The sequence below is a fragment of the Streptococcus suis genome (assembly GCF_046032115.1).
In the GTDB taxonomy this organism is placed as follows: domain Bacteria; phylum Bacillota; class Bacilli; order Lactobacillales; family Streptococcaceae; genus Streptococcus; species Streptococcus suis_AJ.
Map to the genome: position 1 here is coordinate 17,314 of NZ_JARQOZ010000019.1, position 21,090 is coordinate 38,403.

Genomic DNA, 21,090 nt, shown 5'->3' on the forward strand with positions numbered 1-21,090 from the left:
CCACCTTCAACTCTCTGGAAGATAGTTGAAGGTGGTCTACTTTTGATTTTCGTTGAGTATTATTATTTTATAACAATGATTGGTGGAATGTCTTTTAGGATACTAATAAGTAAAATTAAAACAATAGTAATGTTTGCAATTAGATAATTTTGTTTCATTGATATTCCCCATTGTTGAATATAGATAATATTTATTTTAAAATCATGATAACATCTATCAAGTCATGTTTTAAACAAATCCCTTATATACAAAAGGAGGTCTGGATATGAGTTGTTTTGGGAAAACGTTGAAATTTATCAGAGAGGGAAAGGGGAAGAGTCTGGCGGAGGTCGCCAAGGGACATATTTCTACTTCTCAACTTTCTCGGTTTGAAAATGGGGAATCCGACATTACTGTTAGTAAATTATTTGGTGTGCTGGCGGAAATGAATGTGGATGTGGACGAGTTCGTGTATGCTAGTCAGGATTTCAAAAAAGATGAGCTGACTAGAATTTTGGAACAACTAAAACAATCCATCTATATCAGAGATGTTGTAACCATAAAGAAAATCTTGTCTGAACAATTAGCAAAAGCAGAAAGAGATTCTCGTAGGGAGTTTCATCGGTTGAATGCTATTTTAATCGCTTATAAACTAAGAAACTTAGATAAGACAATAGTTGTTTCGAAAGAAGATACAGCCTTTTTAACGGATTACTTATTTCGAGTTGAGAATTGGAGTTACTATGAAATCTTACTATTTGCGAATACGATTGACAAATTGGGTCATCAAACAATGATGCTTTTTTGTAGAGAGTTACTTCATCGTACACAGTTTTACCGTGAAATGAAACAACATCGATTGGTAGTTTCTCAAGTTCTCCTTAGCGCTTATCTAGTCAGCGTTCAAAATAAGGAACTTACCGATGCAATCTTTCTTGAAAAGACCCTAAAAAGTCTGTTTTTTGATGAAACAGAGATCTTTGAACGGATTTTGTTTAAATTTGGTAAGGCTTTTTATGATTATCGGAATACAGGAACCTCTAATGCTATTTTGGAGATGAGAAAGTGTATTGGACTTTTTCGGGCGGTTGATAGCCGAAAGATTGCAGATTGGTATGAAAGTATATTGGAAAAGATACTTATTGAGTAGTGATTGCGTATAAGGGACGTATTTTGTTGTCCTATATTTATAATTTATTATTAGTAATGCGTAAATTTATTTATTGGACAAGAAAAGGAGAAGAATATGTCTGTAATTGAATTTAAAAAGTTGTCTTCAAAATTATTAAAAGTAAGTAAAATTGAAACCCTCAGTGGATGTGGAACAAAAAGAACACAGCAAACAAAAGGATGGTATTAATTTTTGGTTTTTCGATTGGTAAAATTAGTCTAGTTGATAGAGACTTTTTTATATTATTATCGCTACAAGTTTCGTTGATTAAACTTATTGTATTTTAAAAACATAATAGTGTATTGATTCCATTAAATAAATTTACGTATTTTTAAGGAGAATATGATAATGAAATTTATGCTAAATTGTGATTACTACTACCATTATTTTGGTGAAGATTTGATGGTTATAGGAAAATACGGTCAATACTTATTAAATGAATATCAAGCGTTAGTTTTAAAACAGATAAACGAAACGGGTAGTGTAGAAAGTTTGATAGGTTACTTCTCTGATATAGTGGGGGAATGTGAAACAAAAATAAAAAAGCTATTGTTGGATACATTAAAATTATTCTTGGAGAAAGAGTTTATTGTTAAAGGAGTTTCTGATTATCCGAAGCATATTTATGGTGAAGTTGGGAAATTTTACCCTAGGAAAATAGTTATAGAATTAACGAATAAATGTCATTTACAGTGTACACACTGTTTTAAGGAAGCTGGACCAATTAACAGGAATTTTTTGAAATATGAAGAGCTAATAAATTTTTTAGATAGGATCAAAGGAAAGGTTTATGAAATACAGTTAACGGGTGGGGAGCCGATGGCACATCCTCATTTTAAAGAGATTTCAAAATATGCTACGGAAAACTTTCAAGAAGTAACAATGACAACCACTGGTCATTTAATTAATTCCAAAAGTATAATTTATTTGAAGGGAATGAGCTACATTCAAATTTCTTTATATCATCATAATCCGAGTCTAAACGACCAAATTACCAATGGAAAGGATACATTAAATAAAACGATTAGAGGAATAAGATTTCTAAACAATGAGAATTTAGACTATTCAGTGACCAATATTGTCCGAAACAGTCTTATCGATGAATTTGATAATTTTATAGAATTTTTAATACTAAACCAAGTAAAAGCGGTGAGATTTGGGCTATTTAGTCATTTGGGTAGAGGTAAGTTAGTCGGATCAGATTGGTTTTTAAGTCCCGCTAAAGTAGAAGAATTTTATGAGATGCTTATAGAAAAAAGTAAAGAGTATGGGAGCAGAATTAATATACATACATGGGAAGAAGATAATTGTTTTAACTATTTTGAAGACATTGTAGATGGTACAATGCGTTGCGGAGCAGGTGTTATTGAATGGACAATCAATGAGAGTGGCCATATTAAGCCGTGTACATTCTTTCCGGATGGTGAGTTTTCTTCTTACTCTCTTCAAAATTTTGAAGAATATTCAATGCAAAATCACGAACAGAATATTGTAAAGAAAATAAATGATTGGGAAGGTTTGCTCCAGACGGTTGGGTTATCAACTAAAAATATTTGCGAAGAAATCTATAAAATGGTGGAGGAGAAATGAAAAAGAGGAATTTTTGGCTAACCTTAACTTGTATTTTTGCAGTAGCCCTGCTCAATGTTGGCTTTCTGTACCAATATCGCTACATTATTGATGCTATTGCAGCTGGAGATAGACAAGCCTTTGTGTCTTATTTTGTGCTGATGGGGCTAACTGTCCTTGTCATGCTGATCTTTGAATACATTCGTCAGATTGCCAATGTCAGCTATCTCAATCAAGTAGGTTTCCAATTGCAGGCGACCTTTATTGGGAAAATTTTTGATTTACCTTTTAGGCGGTTTGTTGACCAGGGGGCAGGGGCCTATATTTCCCAGCTCAATAATGATTTGGAGACGGTGAAAGAAGATTATTACGACGCTTTCTTTACGATTTTTCAAGGTGCTTGTACCTTTGGCATTGCCAGTCTAGCCTTGCTTAGCTTGGATGGTCTGACAGCTATTTTCTTGATTCTGATCTCATTCTTGCCAGTTGTGATTCCCTATTTGTTTAAAAAGAGGAGAAGGTTCAATCAGGAGGCGATTTCGGACAGTCAGCAGGTCTATAATACAAGGGTTTCAGATGTCTTTCTGAGTTATTTGCAAGTGAAAAATAGCCGCCAAAGACAGCAAGTTTTAGATGGTCTGAACGATCGCTATCAAGCAGTCAATGACAAGGTCAATCAGGCCAATCGAACGACAGTAACCATGCGGCTCTTAGTCGGTTTTGTCTTTTATCTGACCACTCTTTCGATTATTTTCATCGGTGGTTTTCAGGTTTTTTCTGGCGCCTTGACCATCGGAGGTTTGACGGCTATTTTGACCATTTCAGAGCAGTTGGTGGATCCCATTAACAGCATTGCCGCAGCCTTTTTGGACAGGCATGCCGTTAAGGAATTGAAGCAAGAGTTTGAGCTATCTACTTTGGGTCAAGAAACGAAGGGACAGGAACTAGCTTCAGCTTTCCAGAGTATTCAACTGGTCAAGGCTAGTTATGCTGTCGGTGAGAAACAGGTCTTTGAAGACCTGACCGTAGCGTTCGAACGTGGTAAGAAGTATTTAATTCTTGGGGAAAGTGGTTCTGGCAAATCTTCCTTGGCTCTTATTTTGACCAAGAATAGCCAACTGCAAACAGGGGATATTTACTTTGATAAAACCTCTCTTTCAGACTTATCCTACCAAGCCATTCAAGACAAGATTGCCTATTTGCCACAAGAGGGAGCCCTTTTCCATGATAGGGTTCTCTACAATTTGACAATGGGACGGGAAGTTCCAGAAGATAGGCTGATGTTTCTCATTAAGACCATGAACCTTGACAGTCGTTTCCCAAGTTATGCTTCTTTGAGCGAGGAAATTAGTGATGATAGCGGCCTGTCTGGCGGACAAAAGCAACGCCTGCTCTTGATCCGTGCCTTGCTGCAAGATAAGGATATCTTGTTGCTGGATGAAAGTCTGTCTGCCTTGGATCAGGAAACCTATACAGTAATTGAAGCCTACCTTACCTCTCTAGCTGATAAGACGCTCATTCATATTTCCCACCGCGTGTCCGATGAGATTCTTTCTCGTTATGATGGGGTGGTACGGATTGGGGAGAGCAATTAATTTTTGTCCGTTTGTTCCTATCTAGGAGGAGTTATGAAAAAAATCATCTATCAATTGAGGTTTGTTATTGCTATTCAGTTGGTTTTCCATATCTTATATAGTTTGACCAATATCGTATTACCTGAGTTAAATAAGTATCTTTTTGACCATATTTTTCAGATGGGCTGGACAGGACTTGTCTGGCTCTTGTTGGCCTACGCTTTGACCATCATTGCCAATTCAGTCTTTCAGTACATTTCCCAGGTTTATGAGTGGAAGGTGTCTCAGGGATTCTATGTCACGGCTAAAAAAGGTCTGGCAAACAGCTTGTTATCACAGCCTTTAGCCAAATTTTCAGAGAAGAATGTCTCTGCCTATCTATCCATTTTTGACAACGATTTGGAAACCATTGAGGAGAGTTACCTGAGTCCCCTCATGGACATTATCCGCTCTAGTTTGAGCATGTTCATCTATGCGGTTTCCCTCTTTCTCTTTGTTCATCCGCTGGTTGCGGTAGGCATTATTTTGTCATCTGCCTTGGCGGTTTTCATTCCCAAGTGGATTTCGGGTCCTCTTTCTCAGCGTCAGCGGTCATTTTTACAGAGTTTGGAACGCTATTTTCAGGTGGTGACTGACCTCTTTTCTGCTAAGAACCGCGTTAATAGTGAAACCTTCGGCTCCATCAGTCGTGTCCACCATCGGTCGGTAGAAGAAAGTGAACAGGCCCGTTTTCGCTTTGGGCAATTCAAAACCCTGGCCAATGTTGTCAATGGATTTTCCATGTTTTTGGTGCAATTAACAGCCTTTGGCTTAGTTGGTTATCTCTTGCTACAAAAAGAGCTGACCATCGGTGCTGCCATTGCGACTTTTAGCTATGTTGAAAATTTCATCTATCCTATGAAATACATCCTCTTGGATGTCAATTATATCCATTCGACCAAGGAAACGGTTGCCAACCTAGAAGGTTATCTTGCTGGTCAGGTCTTGTCTGAGCAAGTGCCAAGCTATCCCAATGTGACAGCCTTAGAAGTCAGGGATGTGGCCTATCACGTGGGAGAATTTGCGGTAGCAGATGTTTCCTATCGATTTGACAAGGGGAAAAAGTATGTTATCATTGGTCCGTCAGCTAGCGGAAAATCGACTTTTCTACGAGTGTTGGCAGGAGAATTGGCTCTGGACAAGGGGAGTGTTTCCTATCTGGAACATGATGTTTCACATGAAATGGAAGCAGCTACCGCCTTCTATCTTAGCCAGTTTGAGCATCTTTACCATACCGATTTTGAAAGCAATGTGTCTGTTTTTGGAACCTATGAGAAGGGAAGAGATGTCATGCTTGGCTTGTTAAGGAGCTTGCCAGAGAGTTTGCAGGACACCTTGCGTACAACAACAGACCCTAGTCTCTTGAGTGGTGGCGAGAAAAATGTCCTGTGTCTGCTCCGTGCTTTGATGAGTGGTAAGGACATCTTGCTCTTGGATGAACCGACCGCCCATTTAGACCCTGCCCTGACCAAGCAGGTTTTGACCAACCTCTTGCAGCTGGAGGACAAACTCATCATTACCATCTTGCATGAATCAGACCCAGCCATCCTAGACATGTTTGATGTGGTTTTGGAAATGCGGGATGGGAAATTGAGCTAGAAAATATAAAAATTACCCCAAGCCATCAACTTTGACTTGGGGTCATCCTTTATAAATAATGCGGAGGAAGGGATTTGAACCCTCACACCCGATGGGCACATGCGCCTGAAGCATGCGTGTCTGCCGTTCCACCACCTCCGCTTACTTTTTATTATACTATTTTTACATTGAAATGACTAGAGTAAAGTGTAAAATCTCAGAGTCTGAGTAAAAGACCATCCTACTTCATAAGGTTAGTGTCAACATCTCAGCGCAGTGGTTGATTGGTAGATTTGTTCGTGTTTTACACTCCAAATCTAACCATAACGACTGTTGCGAACAAAGTTCGCTTCATCTCCAACCTCAAACTGTCTCCCAGACAGTTTGATCTGTGCGGGGGTGGGACTGAAACAGTCTGGGAATAGACTGTTTCAGCTCAACAACTTGAAACGTGAAATGGGTGACGCACTCTTTTATTAAGGTTCGAGTTCTTTCCTGCTCCTTTTTTCTTAGGAAATTTGGTATAATAGGAACAAGTACACACAAAGGAGTCTTCATTGCAAGGAAGAATTATCAAGGCCTTGGCTGGTTTTTACTATGTCGAGGCGGATGGACAGATTTATCAAACCAGAGCCAGGGGAAATTTTCGTAAGAAAGGCCAAACGCCCTACGTGGGTGATTTTGTGGACTTTTCTGCGGAGGAAAACTCAGAAGGCTATATTTTAAAAATCCATGAGCGGAAAAATAGTTTGGTTCGACCTCCTATCGTCAATATCGATCAGGCGGTGGTTATCATGTCGGCCAAGGAACCTGATTTTAATGCCAATCTACTAGATCGTTTCCTAGTGCTTTTGGAACAGAAGGACATGGATCCCATTATCTATATCTCTAAGATGGACTTGGTAGAAGATCGGACGGAAATGGATGCCTTCAAGGTTATCTATGAGAAAATTGGCTATCCTTTTGTCTATCATTTGGAGGAATTGACGCCATTATTGCAGGATAAGGTGACGGTCTTTATGGGGCAGACAGGGGTTGGTAAATCGACTCTTCTCAATCGCATTGCGCCAGAATTAGCCTTGGAAACAGGGGCGATTTCAGATAGTCTGGGGCGTGGTCGCCATACCACTCGTGCGGTCAGCTTCTACAATGTCTTCGGTGGGAAAATTGCGGATACGCCAGGTTTTTCATCCCTAGACTATGAAGTCAAGGAGGCTGAGGCTCTGACAGATTGTTTCCCAGAGATTGCGGAAAGCAGCCAGGCCTGCAAATTTAGGACCTGTACCCACACCCATGAGCCGGATTGTGCGGTCAAGGAAGCTGTTGCCAGCTCTGCCATTTCCCAAAGTCGCTTTGACAATTATCTCCAATTCCTCAGCGAAATCCAAAATCAGCGTGAAACCTATACCAAGGTAAGTAAGAAATTCAAATAGAAAGTTGGTTCTGTATGTCACATTATAAGATTGCACCGTCTATTTTGGCGGCAGATTATGCAAATTTTGAAAAAGAGCTCAAGCGTCTAGAAAAGACAGGTGTGGAGTATGTGCACATTGATGTCATGGACGGTCATTTCGTGCCAAATATCAGCTTTGGGGCGGATGTGGTTGCGGCTATGCGTCCTCATAGCAAGCTGGTTTTTGATTGCCATCTCATGGTGTCCAATCCTGAAAATCATATTGAGACCTTTGCACGTGCGGGTGCGGATATTTTAACTATTCATGCAGAAGCAACGGTTCACCTGCATGGGACCCTGCAAAAAATTCGTGCCGCTGGTATGAAGGTGGGCGTGGTCATCAATCCAGGTACACCTCTTGTGACCATTGAGCCTGTGCTCAACTTGGTGGATCAGGTGCTGCTCATGACGGTCAACCCAGGTTTTGGTGGACAAGCCTACATTCCAGAAGTGGCTGAGAAGATTGAGGCCTTGGTCAAACTCCGTGAAGCCAAGGGCTTGAACTTTGACATCGAAGTGGACGGCGGGATTGACGACAAGACCATTCATTCTGCAAAAGATGCTGGTGCCAATGTTTTTGTGGCAGGTTCCTTCCTCTTCAAAGGTGATTTGGATGCCAACGTTGCCAAATTGAGAGCTGCCCTCCATGATTAAGATTGCCCTAATAGCAGGTGGTTCATTTGACTGCCTTCCTGAGCCTGCCGACCTCTATGTGGGGGTAGATGCAGGCTCTCTTCGTCTTCTGGACCATTCCCTGCCTCTTGATTGGGCTATGGGTGATTTTGACTCGGTCACGCCTGAAGAATTAGGGCGGATAAAGGATCGAGCAGAGCGTTTTTTGCAAGCTCCTACTGAAAAAGATGATACAGATTTGGAGCTGGCTTTAAAGGAAATCTTCAAGGCATATCCGCAGGGCCAGGTTCGCATATACGGTGCCTTGGGTGGACGCATGGATCATATGATGGCCAATCTCTTTCTGGCTGCAGAGCCTGACTTGGCACCCTACATGGAGCAGATTGAACTGGTGGACAGTCAGAATATCGTCCGTTTTCGACCGGCAGGTCAGCACCGTTTGTCACCGATTGCTGGTATGAAGTACATTTCCTTTATGCCGTCGGACCAAAGCCGCCTGACCATTCGTCATGCCAAGTACCCGCTGGATGCCAGCAATTATTTTTTCAAAAAATGCTATTCCTCTAACGAATTTATAGATAGAGACATAGACATTCAACTGGATAAGGGCTACGTGGTCCTTATCTACAGTAAGGACAAGGATTAGATGGATATTGTATTACTTATTTTGCTGATACTGGTCTTGCTTGCCTTGGTTTTTCTTTATGGAAAATGGCAGAGCTTGGCCCTACTTTTGCAAGATCAGGCAGAAGACACAGCAGACAACTTGTCTGATCAGCTCAGCTATCAACTAGAAAATGCAACTCTCAAACAGCAACAGGCTATTCATCAGGAAGTGGAAAGACTCCGAACGGAGCTTTACCAACAGCTAACAGACATCCGTCAAGAGTTGAATAAGAGCCACTTGGAAACGCGAGATGCCACCGACCGCCGTTTGCAGGCCATTCAGGAGTCCAATGAAAAACGCCTAGAAGAAATGCGGCAGACGGTTGAGGAAAAGCTGGAGAAAACCCTGCAAACCCGCCTACAAGCCTCCTTTGAAACGGTGTCCAAGCAATTGGAATCGGTCAATCGTGGTCTGGGTGAAATGCAGACGGTGGCGCGTGATGTGGGTAGTCTTAACAAGGTGCTGTCTGGCGCCAAAACCCGTGGCATCATGGGTGAATTGCAGCTGGGACAGATTATCGAGGATATTTTGACACCTAGCCAATATGAGCGAGAGTTTGCCACGGTTTCAGGCTCTAGTGAGCGCGTGGAGTATGCTGTCAAGCTACCAGGACGGACTGAAGGCGACTATATCTACTTGCCAATCGATTCCAAGTTTCCGCTGGCGGATTACTACCGCTTGGAAGATGCTTACGAAAGTGGGGACAAGGACCAGATTGACCTCCATCGCAAAAATCTCTTGGCGGCTATTAAACGTTTTGCCAAGGACATACAGAGCAAGTACCTCAATCCACCTGAAACGACTAATTTTGGTGTGCTCTTTCTGCCAACCGAAGGGCTGTACTCAGAAGTAGTCCGCAATCCCATTTTCTTTGATGACTTACGCCGTCAGGAAAATATCGTGGTAGCAGGACCGACCACCCTTTCTGCCCTGCTCAATTCCCTCTCCGTCGGCTTTAAGACCCTCAACATTCAACGGTCGGCCGATGATATTTCCAAGGTCTTGGGCAATGTCAAGCTGGAATTTGGCAAGTTTTCTGACCTCTTGCTTAAGGCTCAGAAACAGCTCAATCAGGCTAGCAGCAATATTGACAAACTCCTAACCACTCGCACCAACGCTATCGAGCGTAGTCTTCGTACCATTGACCTGTACGAAGATGACCAAACCAAGGGACTGCTTGGCCTGTCCCCATTAGATGAGGAAGACAATGAAAATTAACCAAATGAAAAAAGATGAATTCTTCGAAGGATTCTATCTCATCAAGACCGCAGATGTCCGTCAAACACGAGCTGGCAAAGACTACCTTGCTCTGACCTTCCAGGATGATACAGGTGAGATTGAAGGCAAGGTCTGGGATGCCCAACCAGGGAAAATCAAGGATTTTACTGCTGGGACAGTTGTTCACGTGCAGGGACGCCGTGAAGTTTACAATAATACCCCCCAGGTCAATCAGTTGGTCCTCCGTTTGCCAAAAGCTGGCGAACCCAACGACCCTGCTGATTTCAAGGAAAAGCCACCTGTAGATGTTAAGGACACCAAGGACTATCTGAGTCAGATGATTTTCCGTATTGAAAATGCCACTTGGCAGCGGATTGTCCGTGCTCTTTACAGCAAGTACGACAAGGAATTTTATTCCTATCCAGCAGCCAAGACCAATCACCATGCCTTCTATTCAGGTTTGTCCTTCCATACAGCGACCATGGTCCGTTTGGCTGATAAAATTGGTGACATCTATCCCCAGCTCAACAAGAGCCTGCTTTTTGCAGGGATTATGCTCCACGACCTAGCCAAGGTGATTGAACTGACGGGTCCTGATAACACAGGCTACACTGTCCGTGGCAATCTGATTGGGCATATTTCCTTGATTGATGAAGAGATTACCAAGGTTTTGATGGAATTGGGCATCGACGATAGCAAGGAAGAAGTGACTGTTCTGCGTCATGTTATCCTTAGCCATCACGGTCTCTTGGAGTATGGTAGCCCAGTCCGTCCACAGATTATGGAGGCGGAAATCCTCCACATGATTGACAACATAGATGCGGAAATGATGATGATGCTATCGGCCTTGGACAAGGTCGGCCCAGGCGAGATGACCAATCGTATCTTTGCCATGGATAACCGTGCCTTCTATAAGCCTAATATCGACTAATGGTAGTTAAGATTTTATCTCGACAGCCCCTCGCCAAAGGCTGGTCCACTGACCGAAAGTACAAGGTCCAGCTAGAAGATGGTCGCTTTGGTCTGTTGAGAATAGCAGAGCGACCAGCCTATGAGGCTAAGCGATTAGAGTTTCGATTGGTCCAAAGCTTGTTTGGGAAAGACTTGCCTGTGGCAGAGCCACTAAGTTTTTGGGCGGATGACTTGTCAGTCTACACCCTCTATGAATGGGTGGAAGGTCAGGACATGAATGAAGTGGCCTCTAGCCTGTCTGATTCTGTCTTGTATGATTTGGGCTGTCAGTCAGGGCAGTTTTTGAGAACCTTACATGCCCTACCGATTGATCAAAGTCAACGGGACTGGAACAGTTTTTATCAGGCTAAGATTGACAGTAAAATCAAGGCCTACCAAGCAGCTAGACATTCCTATCCAAATGGTCAAGCAATGATAGACTTTGTTCAGGCCAATCGTCACTTGCTTGAAGGGCGACCGATTGCCTACCATCATGGAGATTTTCACACAGGGAATTTTCTACTGGGAAGAGATGGAAAACTAAAAATCTTAGACTTTGATCGCTACGATATAGGAGATCCCTGGGAAGAATTCAACCGTTTGATTTTCACGGCAGATTTGTCTCCAGCCTTTGCGCGTGGTCAGGTAGATGCCTATTTTGACGGCGTTATTCCAGAGGAATTTTGGAGACTTTTAGCTCTATACTTAACAGTAAACAGTCTAGGCGCTCTTTCTTGGGCAGAACATCAAGATTCCGAACAAATTCCACTGATGATTAAGCAATCAGCTGCCATTTCGGAATGGTATGAAGGTTTTTGTTTACATATTCCCAAATGGTACAGGTGACTAGAAAACAAAATACGAAAAAGACGGACTTTTTAAGAAAAAAAGTTCGCCTTTTGTCGTTTCTTATGATATAATAGAAAAAAGTGAAAGAGGATGAATGTATGAAATTAAGAAGAAGTGAACGAATGGTTGTCATCTCCAACTATCTCATCAACCACCCTTATGAATTAACTAGTTTGAATACCTTTGCTGAAAAGTATGAGTCTGCCAAGTCTTCGATTTCAGAAGATATTGCCATCATCAAAAAAGCCTTTGAAGAAAGCTCTATCGGTCAGATTGAAACCATTACTGGAGCTAGTGGAGGAGTTGTTTTCACCCCATCTATCTCTAAGGCAGAGTCTATCGAGATTGCACAAGCCCTTCGTGACCAAATGGCTGAAAGCAACCGTATTTTGCCAGGTGGATACATCTACTCGTCTGATTTGTTATCTACCCCACATATTTTGAAAAATGTTGGTCGCATTATTGCCAATGCCTTCAAAGAAGAAAAGATTGATGCCGTTATGACGGTTGCGACTAAGGGGGTTCCTTTGGCCAATGCCGTTGCCAATGTCCTTAATGTTCCTTTTGTCATTGTGCGTCGTGATTTGAAAATCACAGAAGGTTCTACTGTTTCTGTCAACTATGTGTCAGGATCTAGCGACCGTATCGAAAAGATGTTCCTGTCTAAGCGTAGTTTGAAGGCAGGAAGCCGTGTCTTGATCGTCGATGACTTCTTGAAAAATGGTGGTACCATCAATGGTATGATTAGCCTCTTATCTGAGTTTGACTCAACATTGGTAGGCGTTGCTGTCTTTGCAGAAAACCAAAAAGGTGACCGCAACGTAGCTAACTACAAATCCCTGCTAGCTGTTACAGACATCAATGTCAAGGAAAACCGAGTGGATGTAGAGTTGGGAAATATTTTTGAATAACATACATGCAAAAAAGAGCTGGTTTTTTCAGCTCTTTTTTACTATTCTATCAAAACTCTCCGATCGTGCTTCCACGCTGATTTCTTCAAGTGTCAGTGGGTGGGTTAGGATGAGTTTTTGGGCGTGGAGCATGAGGCGTGGGGCGGCAACTCGACTGTAAAGTGGGTCACCGATCAGGGCATGGCCGTGATGAGCCAAATGCACCCGAATCTGATGGGTTCGCCCTGTCTGGAGGCGACAGGTAACTAAACTATTTTTACCAAGGCTCTTCAAGAGGCGGACCTGGGTCAGAGCAGCCTGTCCCTTGCGGTTATCGACCACCCGCTTTCTGCGGTCGTGTCGGTCCCGTCCGATTTTATCAGTGATAGTCCAGTCTGTCTTTCTTAGCTGTCCTTGGCAGAGGGCCAGATAGTCACGGTAGATGACTTTGTCCTCCAAAAGCCGATTGAGAATGGGCAGGATAAAGGGATTTTTTGCAAAGAGAATGGCTCCGCTGGTTTCCATATCGAGCCTGTGGACCACATAGCAGGTCTGGCCCACATAGGCAGACACATGGTTGAGCAGGGCAATCTCCGTCGGTTCATTGCCGTGGGTTTTCATGCCCTCAGGCTTGTTGACGATAATCAAATGCTCATCTTGGTAGAGTTCCTCCACCAAGTCCGCCTGCCCCAGAGGGATGCTTTTTTCAGGATAATCTTCCTGGTCAAAGGTCAATTCCAGCAGGTCGCCTGCAGCAATTGGACTCTGCCAGTTTATCAACTCACCGTTGACACGGACATGCTTCTTGGTACGGAGGAAGTGGCGGATTTTTCTGGGAATGAGAAAATAATCTTCCAAGACTTCCTTGACAGTCAGTTGTGGAAAGGCTTGGGGAATACGAATATCAATTTTCATCTTATAGGCTGGTCGAGTGCTTGGGTTGCACTTTTTCATTTGGATTGAGGTAGTTCATGGCATTGTTGACGGCGGTTGGGGCTTCGCCCAGTCCAGTCGCAATCAGGTCAACCTTACCCTCGTAGAAGCAACAGTCGCCGATAGCATAGATGCCAGGGACAGAGGTTTCTTGCTTGCTGTTGACCACGATGCGGTGACGATTGAGTTCCAATCCCCATTCTTTCAGCGTACCGACAGATGATTTGAAACCGTAGTTGACAAAGAGGTGGTCGAAAGACAGGCTGAGTTTGTCCTCGCTCTTAACCTTGTCAAAATGAATGCTAGAAGCTCTGCCATTTTCCCCAGAAAGCCCTTTAGGAACAAAAGGTGTGTGGATGCTGACGCTGGACTGCTTGAGCTCTTCCACGCTGTGCTCGAGGGCTCGGAAGTTGTCACGACGGTGGACGATGTGAGTGGACTTGGCGATTTTTTCAAAGGCCAGGGACCAATCGACCGCAGAGTCACCGCCACCCAAGACGACGATGTCCTTGTTGGCATACTGCTGGATGTTGGACACGTGGTAGTGGACGTTGTCAAAGCTGTCGGCACCGTCAATCTCTAGTGGACGCGGCTTGAAGGCCCCGCCACCCATAGCGATAATCAGGGTCTTAGTTTGGTGGCTACCTTTATTAGTCGTCAGGGAAATGACCTCTCCTGGTTCAATAGCAGTCAGGGTTTCATTGAGGCAGATGGTGGTGTCAAAGGGAGCCAGTTGAGCGAGGAGGTTGTCGGTCAACTCTTGTCCTGTCAGGCTGGGAAAGGCGGGAATGTCTAAAATAGCCTTCTCAGGATAGAGAATGGCAGGCTGGCCACCCAGTTGGGGCAGGGAGTCAATGATTTTGACCTTGGCTTGACGGAGGTGGGCGTAGAAGGCGGCGAATAGACCGACTGGTCCGCCACCGATGATGGTAATGTCATATACTTGTGTCATGGGAATCCTCTTCTTTGTTCAGAATGACCCTATTTTATCATATTTTTGAGAAAATTTCTCTCCTCTCTCAGCTGTCACAAGTGTCAAGAGGGGCTTTTTCTTAAGGAAATGTGCAAAATGTAGTATAATGGAAAAAATTCAAACAGAAAGGAAGAGATGATGGACCAAGATTTACAAGAAACCATCCAGATAAAGGGATTAGATGAAAAAGAAACAATGGATAGACCAGACCAGTCTGGACAAGACAGTCTAGGACAAGAGGGACCTTCCCGTCGCAGTCGACGAGGGAGTGGTAAGTCGTTAGATAAGCCGAAGAAAAAATCCCGCATTCCGGAACCCGTCCGCAAATTTTGGCGTCGTTACCAGTTGACTAAGATTTTGATGATTTTGGTCGGGCTTATGGTGCTGACAGTTGGTGGCTACCTCTTCTTCCTAGCGAAAACAGCTAATGTTGGTGATTTGCAGGAGGCCTTGAAGGCTACAACCATTATCTATGATAAGGACGGGGCGGAAGCCGGAACCTTGTCGGGACAAAAAGGGACCTATGTTGAATTGGACGCTATTTCGGACAATTTGGAAAATGCTGTTATCGCGACAGAAGATAGAAGTTTTTATAAAAACTCAGGGATCAACTACCAACGGACGATTTTGGCAGTTTTGACTTTGGGGCGTTCAGGCGGAGGTTCGACCATCACCCAGCAGCTGGCCAAAAATGCCTTTTTGACCCAGGAACAAACCATTAGTCGTAAGGCTAGAGAATATTTCCTTGCCCTTGAAATCAATAAAAAATACAGCAAGCAAGAAATATTGACCATGTACCTCAATAACGCTTATTTTGGTAATGGAGTATGGGGAGTAGAAGATGCCAGTCAAAAATATTTCGGTATTCCAGCCAGCGATTTATCGATTGAGCAATCAGCCGTATTGGCAGGGATGTTGAAGGGACCGGAAATTTACAACCCTTATTATTCACTTGAAAATGCGACCAATCGTCGCAATACGGTCTTGCAGGCCATGGTGGATGCTGGAGTTATTGATCAGGCGACAGCAGATGCAGGTTTTCAGGTGGATTTGGCCAGTCAATTGGCAGATACCTATTCTGGCAAACAGAGTAACTATTCTTATCCGTCCTATTTTGACGCTGTGATTGCAGAGGCTATTGATCGGTATGGTTTGAAGGAATCAGATATTATCAATAATGGCTATCGGATCTATACAGAGATGGATCAGAATTCACAGGCTAGTATGCAGGTCATTTTTGATGATGAATCTATGTTCCCATCCTCCACTTATGATGGGACCCATGCTCAGGCTGCTAGTGTGGCATTAGATCCTACAACAGGTGGTGTTAGAGCCCTAGTTGGACGTGTCAATAGTGCTGAAAATGCTTCCTTTAGGACCTTTAACTTTGCGACACAAGCCAAGCGCAGTCCTGGTTCAACAATCAAGCCTCTTGTTGCCTATGCTCCAGCAGTAGCGGCGGGCTGGTCGATTGATATGGCTCTGGATAACCATACAGAAACCTACGGCGATTACACCTTGCATAACTATGATTATTCGACTTCTGATACCATTCCGATGTATCAAGCTTTGGCTCTCTCTTATAATTTACCAGTAGCTTATATAGTGAACACCTTGGGGATTGACAAAGCCTTCGAGTATGGACAAAAGTTTGGGCTTGATATGGAAAATGTTGAGAAAGTTTTGGGTGTGTCAATTGGTTCTGGAGTGGAGACTAATCCTCTGCAAATGGCCCAGGCCTACGCTACTTTTGCGAATAAGGGGGTGATGAAGGATGCTCACCTCATCACTCGTATTGAAACGGCTAGTGGAAAGGTTTTAGCAGAGCATCGTGAAACAAGTACCAAGGTGATTGACCGCTCTGTCGCAGATAAGATGACAGCAATGATGCTTGGAACCTATACCAATGGTACGGGAGTGACAGCAGATGCGGCCAATTATTATATTGCTGGGAAAACAGGAACAACCGAAACGAGTTTTGATGTCAATCTTGTCAATGATCAGTGGCATATTGCCTACACACCTGATTTGGTCATCAGTCAGTGGGTTGGTTTTGAGCAGACAGATGAAAATCATTATATAGATAGCAGTAGCTACTGGATGGCTCCGTCGGTCTTCCAGACTGTAGCCAATTCAATCTTGCCATATACTGCAGGAACTCAGTTCGAAGTAGAAAATGCCTATGCACAAAATGGTATTGTAGAAGTAGCTCCAGATGAAGCTGCGCAAACTGAATCAAGCCTTGGTCAAGAGCAGGTACAAGAAATTTCAGATCAGGCGAAAAACTTGATTGAGCAAACCAAACAAAATCTAATCGATGCCCAGTTACCAGAACGAGCAAAAACCTTGTGGGATAACATTACGTCTTGGTTTGGAGAGTTGTCAAATCCATAAAAACATGGTAAAATGAAAAGGATGGAGGGCTTTATGGCACTAAAAAAAGCAAGCCTAGCCTGTACTGTTTGTGGTTCTCGAAACTATTCAATCAGCCTTTCGAGCAATCCCAAGCCAACACGGTTAGAAGTAAATAAATTTTGTAAACACTGTGGACAATACACTGTTCACAAGGAAACCAGATAGGAGTCACGCATGAAATTTATCAAAGACATTATCCGCATTTTAAAAGATACGTCTTGGCCAACTCGTAAGCAGAGCTGGACGGATTTCGTGTCTGTAGTGGAATATACTGCCTTTTTCGTAGCGGTGGTTTACCTCTTTGACTTGATTTTGTCACGAGGAATCATGAGCTTGATCAATCTTTTCTAGAAAATACTTGCCATTTGTAAAATGGAAGTGATATAATAAGGAAAAGCGAAAGCCTTCGGGCTTTTTTTAGCGTCTAAAAAATGCAGTGTTTCCAAAGAAAGGAAGTTAAAATGTACGATAGTTTTGATAAAGGCTGGTTTGTTTTACAAACCTATTCAGGATATGAGAACAAGGTCAAGGAAAACTTGCTCCAACGTGCCCACACTTATAACATGTTGGAAAACATCCTTCGTGTAGAAATTCCAACTCAGACTGTTCAGGTTGAAAAGAACGGTGAGGTCAAGGAAGTGGAAGAAAACCGTTTCCCTGGTTATGTTTTGGTGGAAATGGTTATGACCGATGAAGCTTGGTTTGTGGTTCGTAACACGCCAAACGTTACAGGTTTCGTGGGTTCACACGGTAACCGTTCAAAACCAACCCCACTTTTGGAAGAAGAAATCCGTCAAATCTTGGTATCTATGGGTCAAACTGTTCAAGAATTTGATATTGATGTCAAAGTTGGCGATACAGTTCGTATCATCGACGGTGCCTTCGCAGACTATACAGGTAAAATTACAGAAATCGACAACAACAAGGTTAAGATGGTTATCTCTATGTTTGGTAATGATACCATTGCAGAGGTTAACTTGAGCCAGATTGCTGAGTTGTAAATCTACTCTACTCCCCCTAGGTAATAAGCCTTTGGGGAGTTTTTTGATGGTTTGAAAAGATTTTGTCCACCATTTGTCCACCAACTTTACCAGATTTAACTGAATTTAACCGAATGAAAAATCAAAAAAGCCCGAAAAATCGGGCTTTTGACTTGTATAAATTCGGATAAAATCCTATAATAAAGGCGGTAGACGGATTTGAACCGACGATCAAGCTTTTGCAGAGCCGTGCCTTACCACTTGGCTATACCGCCATAACAAAGAATATTGTATCTTAAATAGTGAATTTGGTCAAGTGGAAATTTTCGTATCAGTCTAATTTCCAGTTTTTGGGTTAGACTAGAACTTACTTTGAGAATTTAGCAGGTAGATTTTCGTGAATTTCTCTGCTATTTTACTTGAAAATATACAGGTATTCTGATATACTAATAGAGTTGCTGTGCAACAAATACTCATCTCGGACCAATTGTGGTCTTGTTGCCGAAAGGTTGGGCTGCAAGTCGAAGTTCGGGAGAGGAGAAAAAACAAAAAGGAGAAATACTCATGGCAGTAATTTCAATGAAACAACTTCTTGAGGCTGGTGTACACTTCGGTCACCAAACTCGTCGCTGGAATCCTAAGATGGCTAAATACATCTTCACAGAGCGTAACGGTATCCACGTTATCGACTTGCAACAAACTGTAAAATTGGCTGACCAAGCTTACGAATTCATCCGTGACGCTGCAGCAAACGACGCAGTTATCTTGTTCGTAGGTACTAAAAAACAAGCTGCTGAAGCTGTTAAAGACGAAGCTATCCGCGCTGGTCAATACTTCATCAACCACCGTTGGTTGGGTGGAACTCTTACAAACTGGGATACAATCCAAAAACGTATCGCCCGTTTGAAAGAAATCAACCGCATGGAAGAAGATGGAACTTTCGAAGTGCTTCCTAAGAAAGAAGTAGCATTGTTGAACAAACAACGTGCTCGTCTTGAAAAATTCTTGGGCGGTATCGCTGACATGCCACGCATTCCAGACGTAATGTTCGTTGTTGACCCACACAAAGAGCAAATCGCTGTTAAAGAAGCTAAAAAATTGGGAATCCCAGTTGTAGCGATGGTTGACACAAACACAGACCCAGATGATATCGATGTTATCATCCCAGCTAACGATGACGCTATCCGCGCTGTTAAATTGATCACAGCTAAAATGGCTGACGCTATCATCGAAGGTAACCAAGGTGAAGACAGCGTAGCCGCAGTTGAAGCTGAATTGGCAGCTGAGCCAGCATCTACAGAATCAATCGAAGAATTGGTTGAAGTTGTAGAAGGTAAATAAGTAACGAAGGCGTTTAGAAATCTGTATGAGTTTTACAGTCCAGTGGACTGTAAAAGTTTGAGCCTAAAAACTCAAAAGCGAAAATAGGAAACTGACGCAGTATGCTTGCATACAAGGAAGTTTATCTTTTTCACTAAGATTTTAGCCTGAGTACAATTGAATAAGTAACGAAGGCGATTTAAAATCTATAGGATTTTAAATCGTGTACAATTTCAAACATCAAAAAAACAATCCTAGAGGGGCAGGGCTGAGCCCGCTCCTCTATTTTATAAATACAAACAAGGAGAATAGACATGGCAGAAATTACAGCAGCTCTCGTTAAAGAATTGCGTGAAAAATCAGGTGCTGGCGTTATGGACGCGAAAAAAGCATTGGTTGAAGTAGAAGGCGATATCGAAAAAGCAATTGAATTGCTTCGCGAAAAAGGTATGGCTAAGGCAGCTAAGAAAGCTGACCGTGTAGCAGCTGAAGGATTGACTGGTGTTTACGTTGATGGTAACGTAGCAGCAGTTGTTGAAGTTAACGCTGAAACAGACTTCGTTGCGAAAAACGCTCAATTCGTTGAATTGGTAAACACTACTGCTAAAGTAATTGCAGAAGGTAAACCAGCTGACAACGAAGCAGCTCTTAAATTAGTTATGCCTTCAGGTAAAACGCTTGAAGAAGCATACGTAAACGCAACTGCAACAATCGGTGAGAAAATTTCATTCCGTCGCTTTGCTTTGGTTGAAAAAACAGATGCTCAAGCATTTGGTGCATACCAACACAACGGCGGCCGTATCGGTGTTATCTCTGTAATTGACGGTGGCGACGAAGCTCTTGCAAAACAAATCTCAATGCACATCGCTGCGATGAAACCAACTGTTCTTTCTTACACTGAATTGGATGAGCAATTCGTTAAAGATGAGTTGGCACAAATCAACCACAAAATTGAACAAGACAACGAAAGCCGTGCAATGGTTGACAAACCAGCATTGCCATTGTTGAAATACGGTTCAAAAGCTCAATTGACTGACGAAGTGATTGCAGCAGCTGAGGAAGCTATCAAGGCTGAATTGGCAGCAGAAGGCAAACCAGAAAAAATCTGGGACAAAATCATCCCAGGTAAAATGGATCGCTTCTTGCTTGACAACACTCAAGTTGACCAAGCTTACACACTTCTTGCACAAGTTTACATCATGGACGACAGCAAAACAGTTGAAGCTTACTTGAACTCAGTGAACGCTTCAGTTGTAGAATTTGCTCGTTTCGAAGTAGGTGAAGGTATCGAGAAAGCTTCAAACGACTTCGAAGCAGAAGTTGCAGCTACGATGGCAGCAGCTCTTGGTAAATAATTGGTAGTCTTCATTTTATCTTTTATTACTTCGACGAGCGAGGAAACGTTGTTTCCATATTTCCAACTTCAAATACTCCACTGGAGTATTTGAACTCGCCTTGCCGTACTTCAGTACAGCCTACGGCTCTTTTGAGGCGAACGTGGTTCGTACTATCTCCAGCCTTCAAAGGTTTCCCAAACCTTTGAAGCGAGTACTAAAAGCAAACTGAAAGACTACTCGACAACTCAAGAACTTCCGAAAGGGGGTTCTTTTTGTATTGAGGGTATTACTTCACGAATATGACTTACTTCGCAAGTTCGATCTCCAATCTTATACATGTACAAGCTGTACGGCTCTTTTGAGGCGAACTTGGTTCGCACTATCTCCAGCCTTCAAAGGTTCCCCAAACCTTTGAAGCGAGTACTAAAAGCAAACTGAAAGACTGCTCGACAATTCAAGAACTTCCGAAAGGAGGTTCTTTTTTTTATGTGACTTTTAGTCCGTCACGCTCCGTAAGGTGCGTGACAAATAAACCACCCGCTATGCGGGTGCGCGACGAAG

20 protein-coding genes and 2 tRNA genes are annotated in these 21,090 nt (G+C 42.9%); 18 read left to right on the forward strand and 4 right to left on the reverse strand.

The window, feature by feature from the left end; translation table 11 throughout:
- Positions 1-265 precede the first annotated feature (265 nt).
- The 5 genes from P7J36_RS07020 to P7J36_RS07035 all read left to right on the forward strand — a co-directional run bounded on the left by P7J36_RS07020 (position 266) and on the right by P7J36_RS07035 (position 5,931).
- Positions 266-1,129, forward strand: coding sequence for a helix-turn-helix domain-containing protein (locus P7J36_RS07020; RefSeq protein ID WP_408551632.1), 864 nt, complete (start codon positions 266-268; stop codon positions 1,127-1,129).
- Positions 1,130-1,225: 96 nt separating this feature from the next.
- Positions 1,226-1,339, forward strand: a complete 114-nt coding sequence (locus tag P7J36_RS11570; protein WP_014636519.1) for a TQQ cross-linked RaS-RiPP peptide — start codon at positions 1,226-1,228, stop codon at positions 1,337-1,339.
- Between the two features lie 159 nt (positions 1,340-1,498).
- Positions 1,499-2,740, forward strand: coding sequence for a radical SAM protein (locus P7J36_RS07025; RefSeq protein WP_408551631.1), 1,242 nt, complete (start codon positions 1,499-1,501; stop codon positions 2,738-2,740).
- Entirely contained in the window at positions 2,737-4,314 is a 1,578-nt protein-coding gene (locus tag P7J36_RS07030; RefSeq protein ID WP_408551630.1) for an ATP-binding cassette domain-containing protein, read from the forward strand. Before P7J36_RS07025 ends, P7J36_RS07030 begins: the two co-directional genes overlap by 4 nt.
- 33 nt (positions 4,315-4,347) lie before the next feature.
- On the forward strand, positions 4,348-5,931 hold the full coding sequence (locus P7J36_RS07035; protein WP_408551629.1) for an ATP-binding cassette domain-containing protein: 1,584 nt from the start codon (positions 4,348-4,350) through the stop codon (positions 5,929-5,931).
- Positions 5,932-5,990: 59 nt separating this feature from the next.
- Here P7J36_RS07035 and P7J36_RS07040 read toward each other — a convergent pair.
- Positions 5,991-6,072: transfer RNA gene (locus P7J36_RS07040), tRNA-Leu, on the reverse strand.
- Between the two features lie 395 nt (positions 6,073-6,467).
- On the opposite strand from P7J36_RS07040, the gene rsgA reads away from it, so the two are divergent.
- From rsgA to purR, 7 genes are all read left to right on the forward strand, one after another.
- Positions 6,468-7,343: a ribosome small subunit-dependent GTPase A gene (gene rsgA / locus P7J36_RS07045; RefSeq protein ID WP_408551628.1), complete on the forward strand. Its 876-nt coding sequence runs from the start codon at positions 6,468-6,470 to the stop codon at positions 7,341-7,343.
- Positions 7,344-7,357: 14 nt separating this feature from the next.
- On the forward strand, positions 7,358-8,017 hold the full coding sequence (rpe, locus tag P7J36_RS07050) for a ribulose-phosphate 3-epimerase (RefSeq protein ID WP_205040743.1): 660 nt from the start codon (positions 7,358-7,360) through the stop codon (positions 8,015-8,017).
- Positions 8,010-8,642 carry a thiamine diphosphokinase gene (locus tag P7J36_RS07055; RefSeq protein ID WP_408551627.1) on the forward strand — a complete coding sequence of 211 codons (633 nt, stop codon included), beginning with the start codon at positions 8,010-8,012 and terminating at the stop codon, positions 8,640-8,642. The genes rpe and P7J36_RS07055 overlap by 8 nt, the downstream gene beginning before the upstream one ends.
- Entirely contained in the window at positions 8,643-9,881 is a 1,239-nt protein-coding gene (locus P7J36_RS07060; RefSeq protein ID WP_408551626.1) for a DNA recombination protein RmuC, read from the forward strand.
- The gene (locus tag P7J36_RS07065; protein WP_105143877.1) at positions 9,871-10,812 is read left to right on the forward strand and encodes a 3'-5' exoribonuclease YhaM family protein; all 942 of its coding nucleotides are present in this window, start codon (positions 9,871-9,873) and stop codon (positions 10,810-10,812) included. Before P7J36_RS07060 ends, P7J36_RS07065 begins: the two co-directional genes overlap by 11 nt.
- Positions 10,812-11,678 (forward strand): aminoglycoside phosphotransferase family protein, encoded by an 867-nt coding sequence (locus P7J36_RS07070; RefSeq protein WP_408551625.1) that lies wholly within the window; start codon positions 10,812-10,814, stop codon positions 11,676-11,678. The genes P7J36_RS07065 and P7J36_RS07070 overlap by 1 nt, the downstream gene beginning before the upstream one ends.
- A 101-nt stretch (positions 11,679-11,779) precedes the next feature.
- Positions 11,780-12,592 (forward strand): pur operon repressor, encoded by an 813-nt coding sequence (gene purR, locus P7J36_RS07075; protein WP_105108249.1) that lies wholly within the window; start codon positions 11,780-11,782, stop codon positions 12,590-12,592.
- 27 nt (positions 12,593-12,619) lie between these two features.
- Here purR and P7J36_RS07080 read toward each other — a convergent pair whose 3' ends face one another.
- On the reverse strand, positions 12,620-13,486 hold the full coding sequence (locus P7J36_RS07080) for an RluA family pseudouridine synthase (RefSeq protein WP_408551648.1): 867 nt from the start codon (positions 13,484-13,486) through the stop codon (positions 12,620-12,622).
- Position 13,487: 1 nt separating this feature from the next.
- Complete coding sequence (locus tag P7J36_RS07085) at positions 13,488-14,456, reverse strand: NAD(P)/FAD-dependent oxidoreductase (protein WP_408551624.1); 969 nt, start codon at positions 14,454-14,456, stop codon at positions 13,488-13,490.
- Positions 14,457-14,672: 216 nt separating this feature from the next.
- Here P7J36_RS07085 and pbp2a point away from each other — a divergent pair, with 216 nt between their 5' ends.
- The 4 genes from pbp2a (at position 14,673) to nusG (ending at position 17,893) form a co-directional block, all read left to right on the forward strand.
- Positions 14,673-16,871 carry a penicillin-binding protein PBP2A gene (gene pbp2a / locus P7J36_RS07090; RefSeq protein WP_408551647.1) on the forward strand — a complete coding sequence of 733 codons (2,199 nt, stop codon included), beginning with the start codon at positions 14,673-14,675 and terminating at the stop codon, positions 16,869-16,871.
- A gap of 33 nt (positions 16,872-16,904) precedes the next feature.
- The gene (rpmG, locus tag P7J36_RS07095; protein ID WP_002940258.1) at positions 16,905-17,057 is read left to right on the forward strand and encodes a 50S ribosomal protein L33; all 153 of its coding nucleotides are present in this window, start codon (positions 16,905-16,907) and stop codon (positions 17,055-17,057) included.
- A gap of 9 nt (positions 17,058-17,066) precedes the next feature.
- Positions 17,067-17,243, forward strand: a complete 177-nt coding sequence (gene secE / locus P7J36_RS07100) for a preprotein translocase subunit SecE (protein ID WP_002940255.1) — start codon at positions 17,067-17,069, stop codon at positions 17,241-17,243.
- Positions 17,244-17,353: 110 nt separating this feature from the next.
- Positions 17,354-17,893: a transcription termination/antitermination protein NusG gene (gene nusG, locus P7J36_RS07105; RefSeq protein WP_029179196.1), complete on the forward strand. Its 540-nt coding sequence runs from the start codon at positions 17,354-17,356 to the stop codon at positions 17,891-17,893.
- A gap of 183 nt (positions 17,894-18,076) precedes the next feature.
- Here the strand turns inward: nusG and P7J36_RS07110 are convergent.
- Positions 18,077-18,147: transfer RNA gene (locus P7J36_RS07110), tRNA-Cys, on the reverse strand.
- 289 nt (positions 18,148-18,436) lie between these two features.
- Between P7J36_RS07110 and rpsB the strand changes: the two genes are divergently transcribed.
- Together rpsB and tsf are read left to right on the forward strand one after the other, a co-directional pair.
- The gene (gene rpsB / locus P7J36_RS07115; RefSeq protein ID WP_172038344.1) at positions 18,437-19,213 is read left to right on the forward strand and encodes a 30S ribosomal protein S2; all 777 of its coding nucleotides are present in this window, start codon (positions 18,437-18,439) and stop codon (positions 19,211-19,213) included.
- A 293-nt stretch (positions 19,214-19,506) separates the two neighbouring features.
- Positions 19,507-20,547, forward strand: coding sequence for a translation elongation factor Ts (tsf, locus tag P7J36_RS07120; protein WP_408551623.1), 1,041 nt, complete (start codon positions 19,507-19,509; stop codon positions 20,545-20,547).
- The last annotated feature ends 543 nt before the right edge of the window (positions 20,548-21,090 follow it).

What these genes read in the sequence shown, in the direction of transcription:
- P7J36_RS07020 (WP_408551632.1), top strand. Translation starts at nt 266, where the DNA reads ATGAGTTGTTTTGGGAAAACGTTGAAATTTATCAGAGAGGGAAAGGGG.
- P7J36_RS11570 (WP_014636519.1), top strand. Translation starts at nt 1,226, where the DNA reads ATGTCTGTAATTGAATTTAAAAAGTTGTCTTCAAAATTATTAAAAGTA.
- P7J36_RS07025 (WP_408551631.1), top strand. Translation starts at nt 1,499, where the DNA reads ATGAAATTTATGCTAAATTGTGATTACTACTACCATTATTTTGGTGAA.
- P7J36_RS07030 (WP_408551630.1), top strand. Translation starts at nt 2,737, where the DNA reads ATGAAAAAGAGGAATTTTTGGCTAACCTTAACTTGTATTTTTGCAGTA.
- P7J36_RS07035 (WP_408551629.1), top strand. Translation starts at nt 4,348, where the DNA reads ATGAAAAAAATCATCTATCAATTGAGGTTTGTTATTGCTATTCAGTTG.
- rpe (WP_205040743.1), top strand. Translation starts at nt 7,358, where the DNA reads ATGTCACATTATAAGATTGCACCGTCTATTTTGGCGGCAGATTATGCA.
- P7J36_RS07055 (WP_408551627.1), top strand. Translation starts at nt 8,010, where the DNA reads ATGATTAAGATTGCCCTAATAGCAGGTGGTTCATTTGACTGCCTTCCT.
- P7J36_RS07060 (WP_408551626.1), top strand. Translation starts at nt 8,643, where the DNA reads ATGGATATTGTATTACTTATTTTGCTGATACTGGTCTTGCTTGCCTTG.
- P7J36_RS07065 (WP_105143877.1), top strand. Translation starts at nt 9,871, where the DNA reads ATGAAAATTAACCAAATGAAAAAAGATGAATTCTTCGAAGGATTCTAT.
- P7J36_RS07070 (WP_408551625.1), top strand. Translation starts at nt 10,812, where the DNA reads ATGGTAGTTAAGATTTTATCTCGACAGCCCCTCGCCAAAGGCTGGTCC.
- purR (WP_105108249.1), top strand. Translation starts at nt 11,780, where the DNA reads ATGAAATTAAGAAGAAGTGAACGAATGGTTGTCATCTCCAACTATCTC.
- P7J36_RS07080 (WP_408551648.1), bottom strand. Translation starts at nt 13,486, where the DNA reads ATGAAAATTGATATTCGTATTCCCCAAGCCTTTCCACAACTGACTGTC.
- P7J36_RS07085 (WP_408551624.1), bottom strand. Translation starts at nt 14,456, where the DNA reads ATGACACAAGTATATGACATTACCATCATCGGTGGCGGACCAGTCGGT.
- pbp2a (WP_408551647.1), top strand. Translation starts at nt 14,673, where the DNA reads ATGGATAGACCAGACCAGTCTGGACAAGACAGTCTAGGACAAGAGGGA.
- rpmG (WP_002940258.1), top strand. Translation starts at nt 16,905, where the DNA reads ATGGCACTAAAAAAAGCAAGCCTAGCCTGTACTGTTTGTGGTTCTCGA.
- secE (WP_002940255.1), top strand. Translation starts at nt 17,067, where the DNA reads ATGAAATTTATCAAAGACATTATCCGCATTTTAAAAGATACGTCTTGG.
- nusG (WP_029179196.1), top strand. Translation starts at nt 17,354, where the DNA reads ATGTACGATAGTTTTGATAAAGGCTGGTTTGTTTTACAAACCTATTCA.
- rpsB (WP_172038344.1), top strand. Translation starts at nt 18,437, where the DNA reads ATGGCAGTAATTTCAATGAAACAACTTCTTGAGGCTGGTGTACACTTC.
- tsf (WP_408551623.1), top strand. Translation starts at nt 19,507, where the DNA reads ATGGCAGAAATTACAGCAGCTCTCGTTAAAGAATTGCGTGAAAAATCA.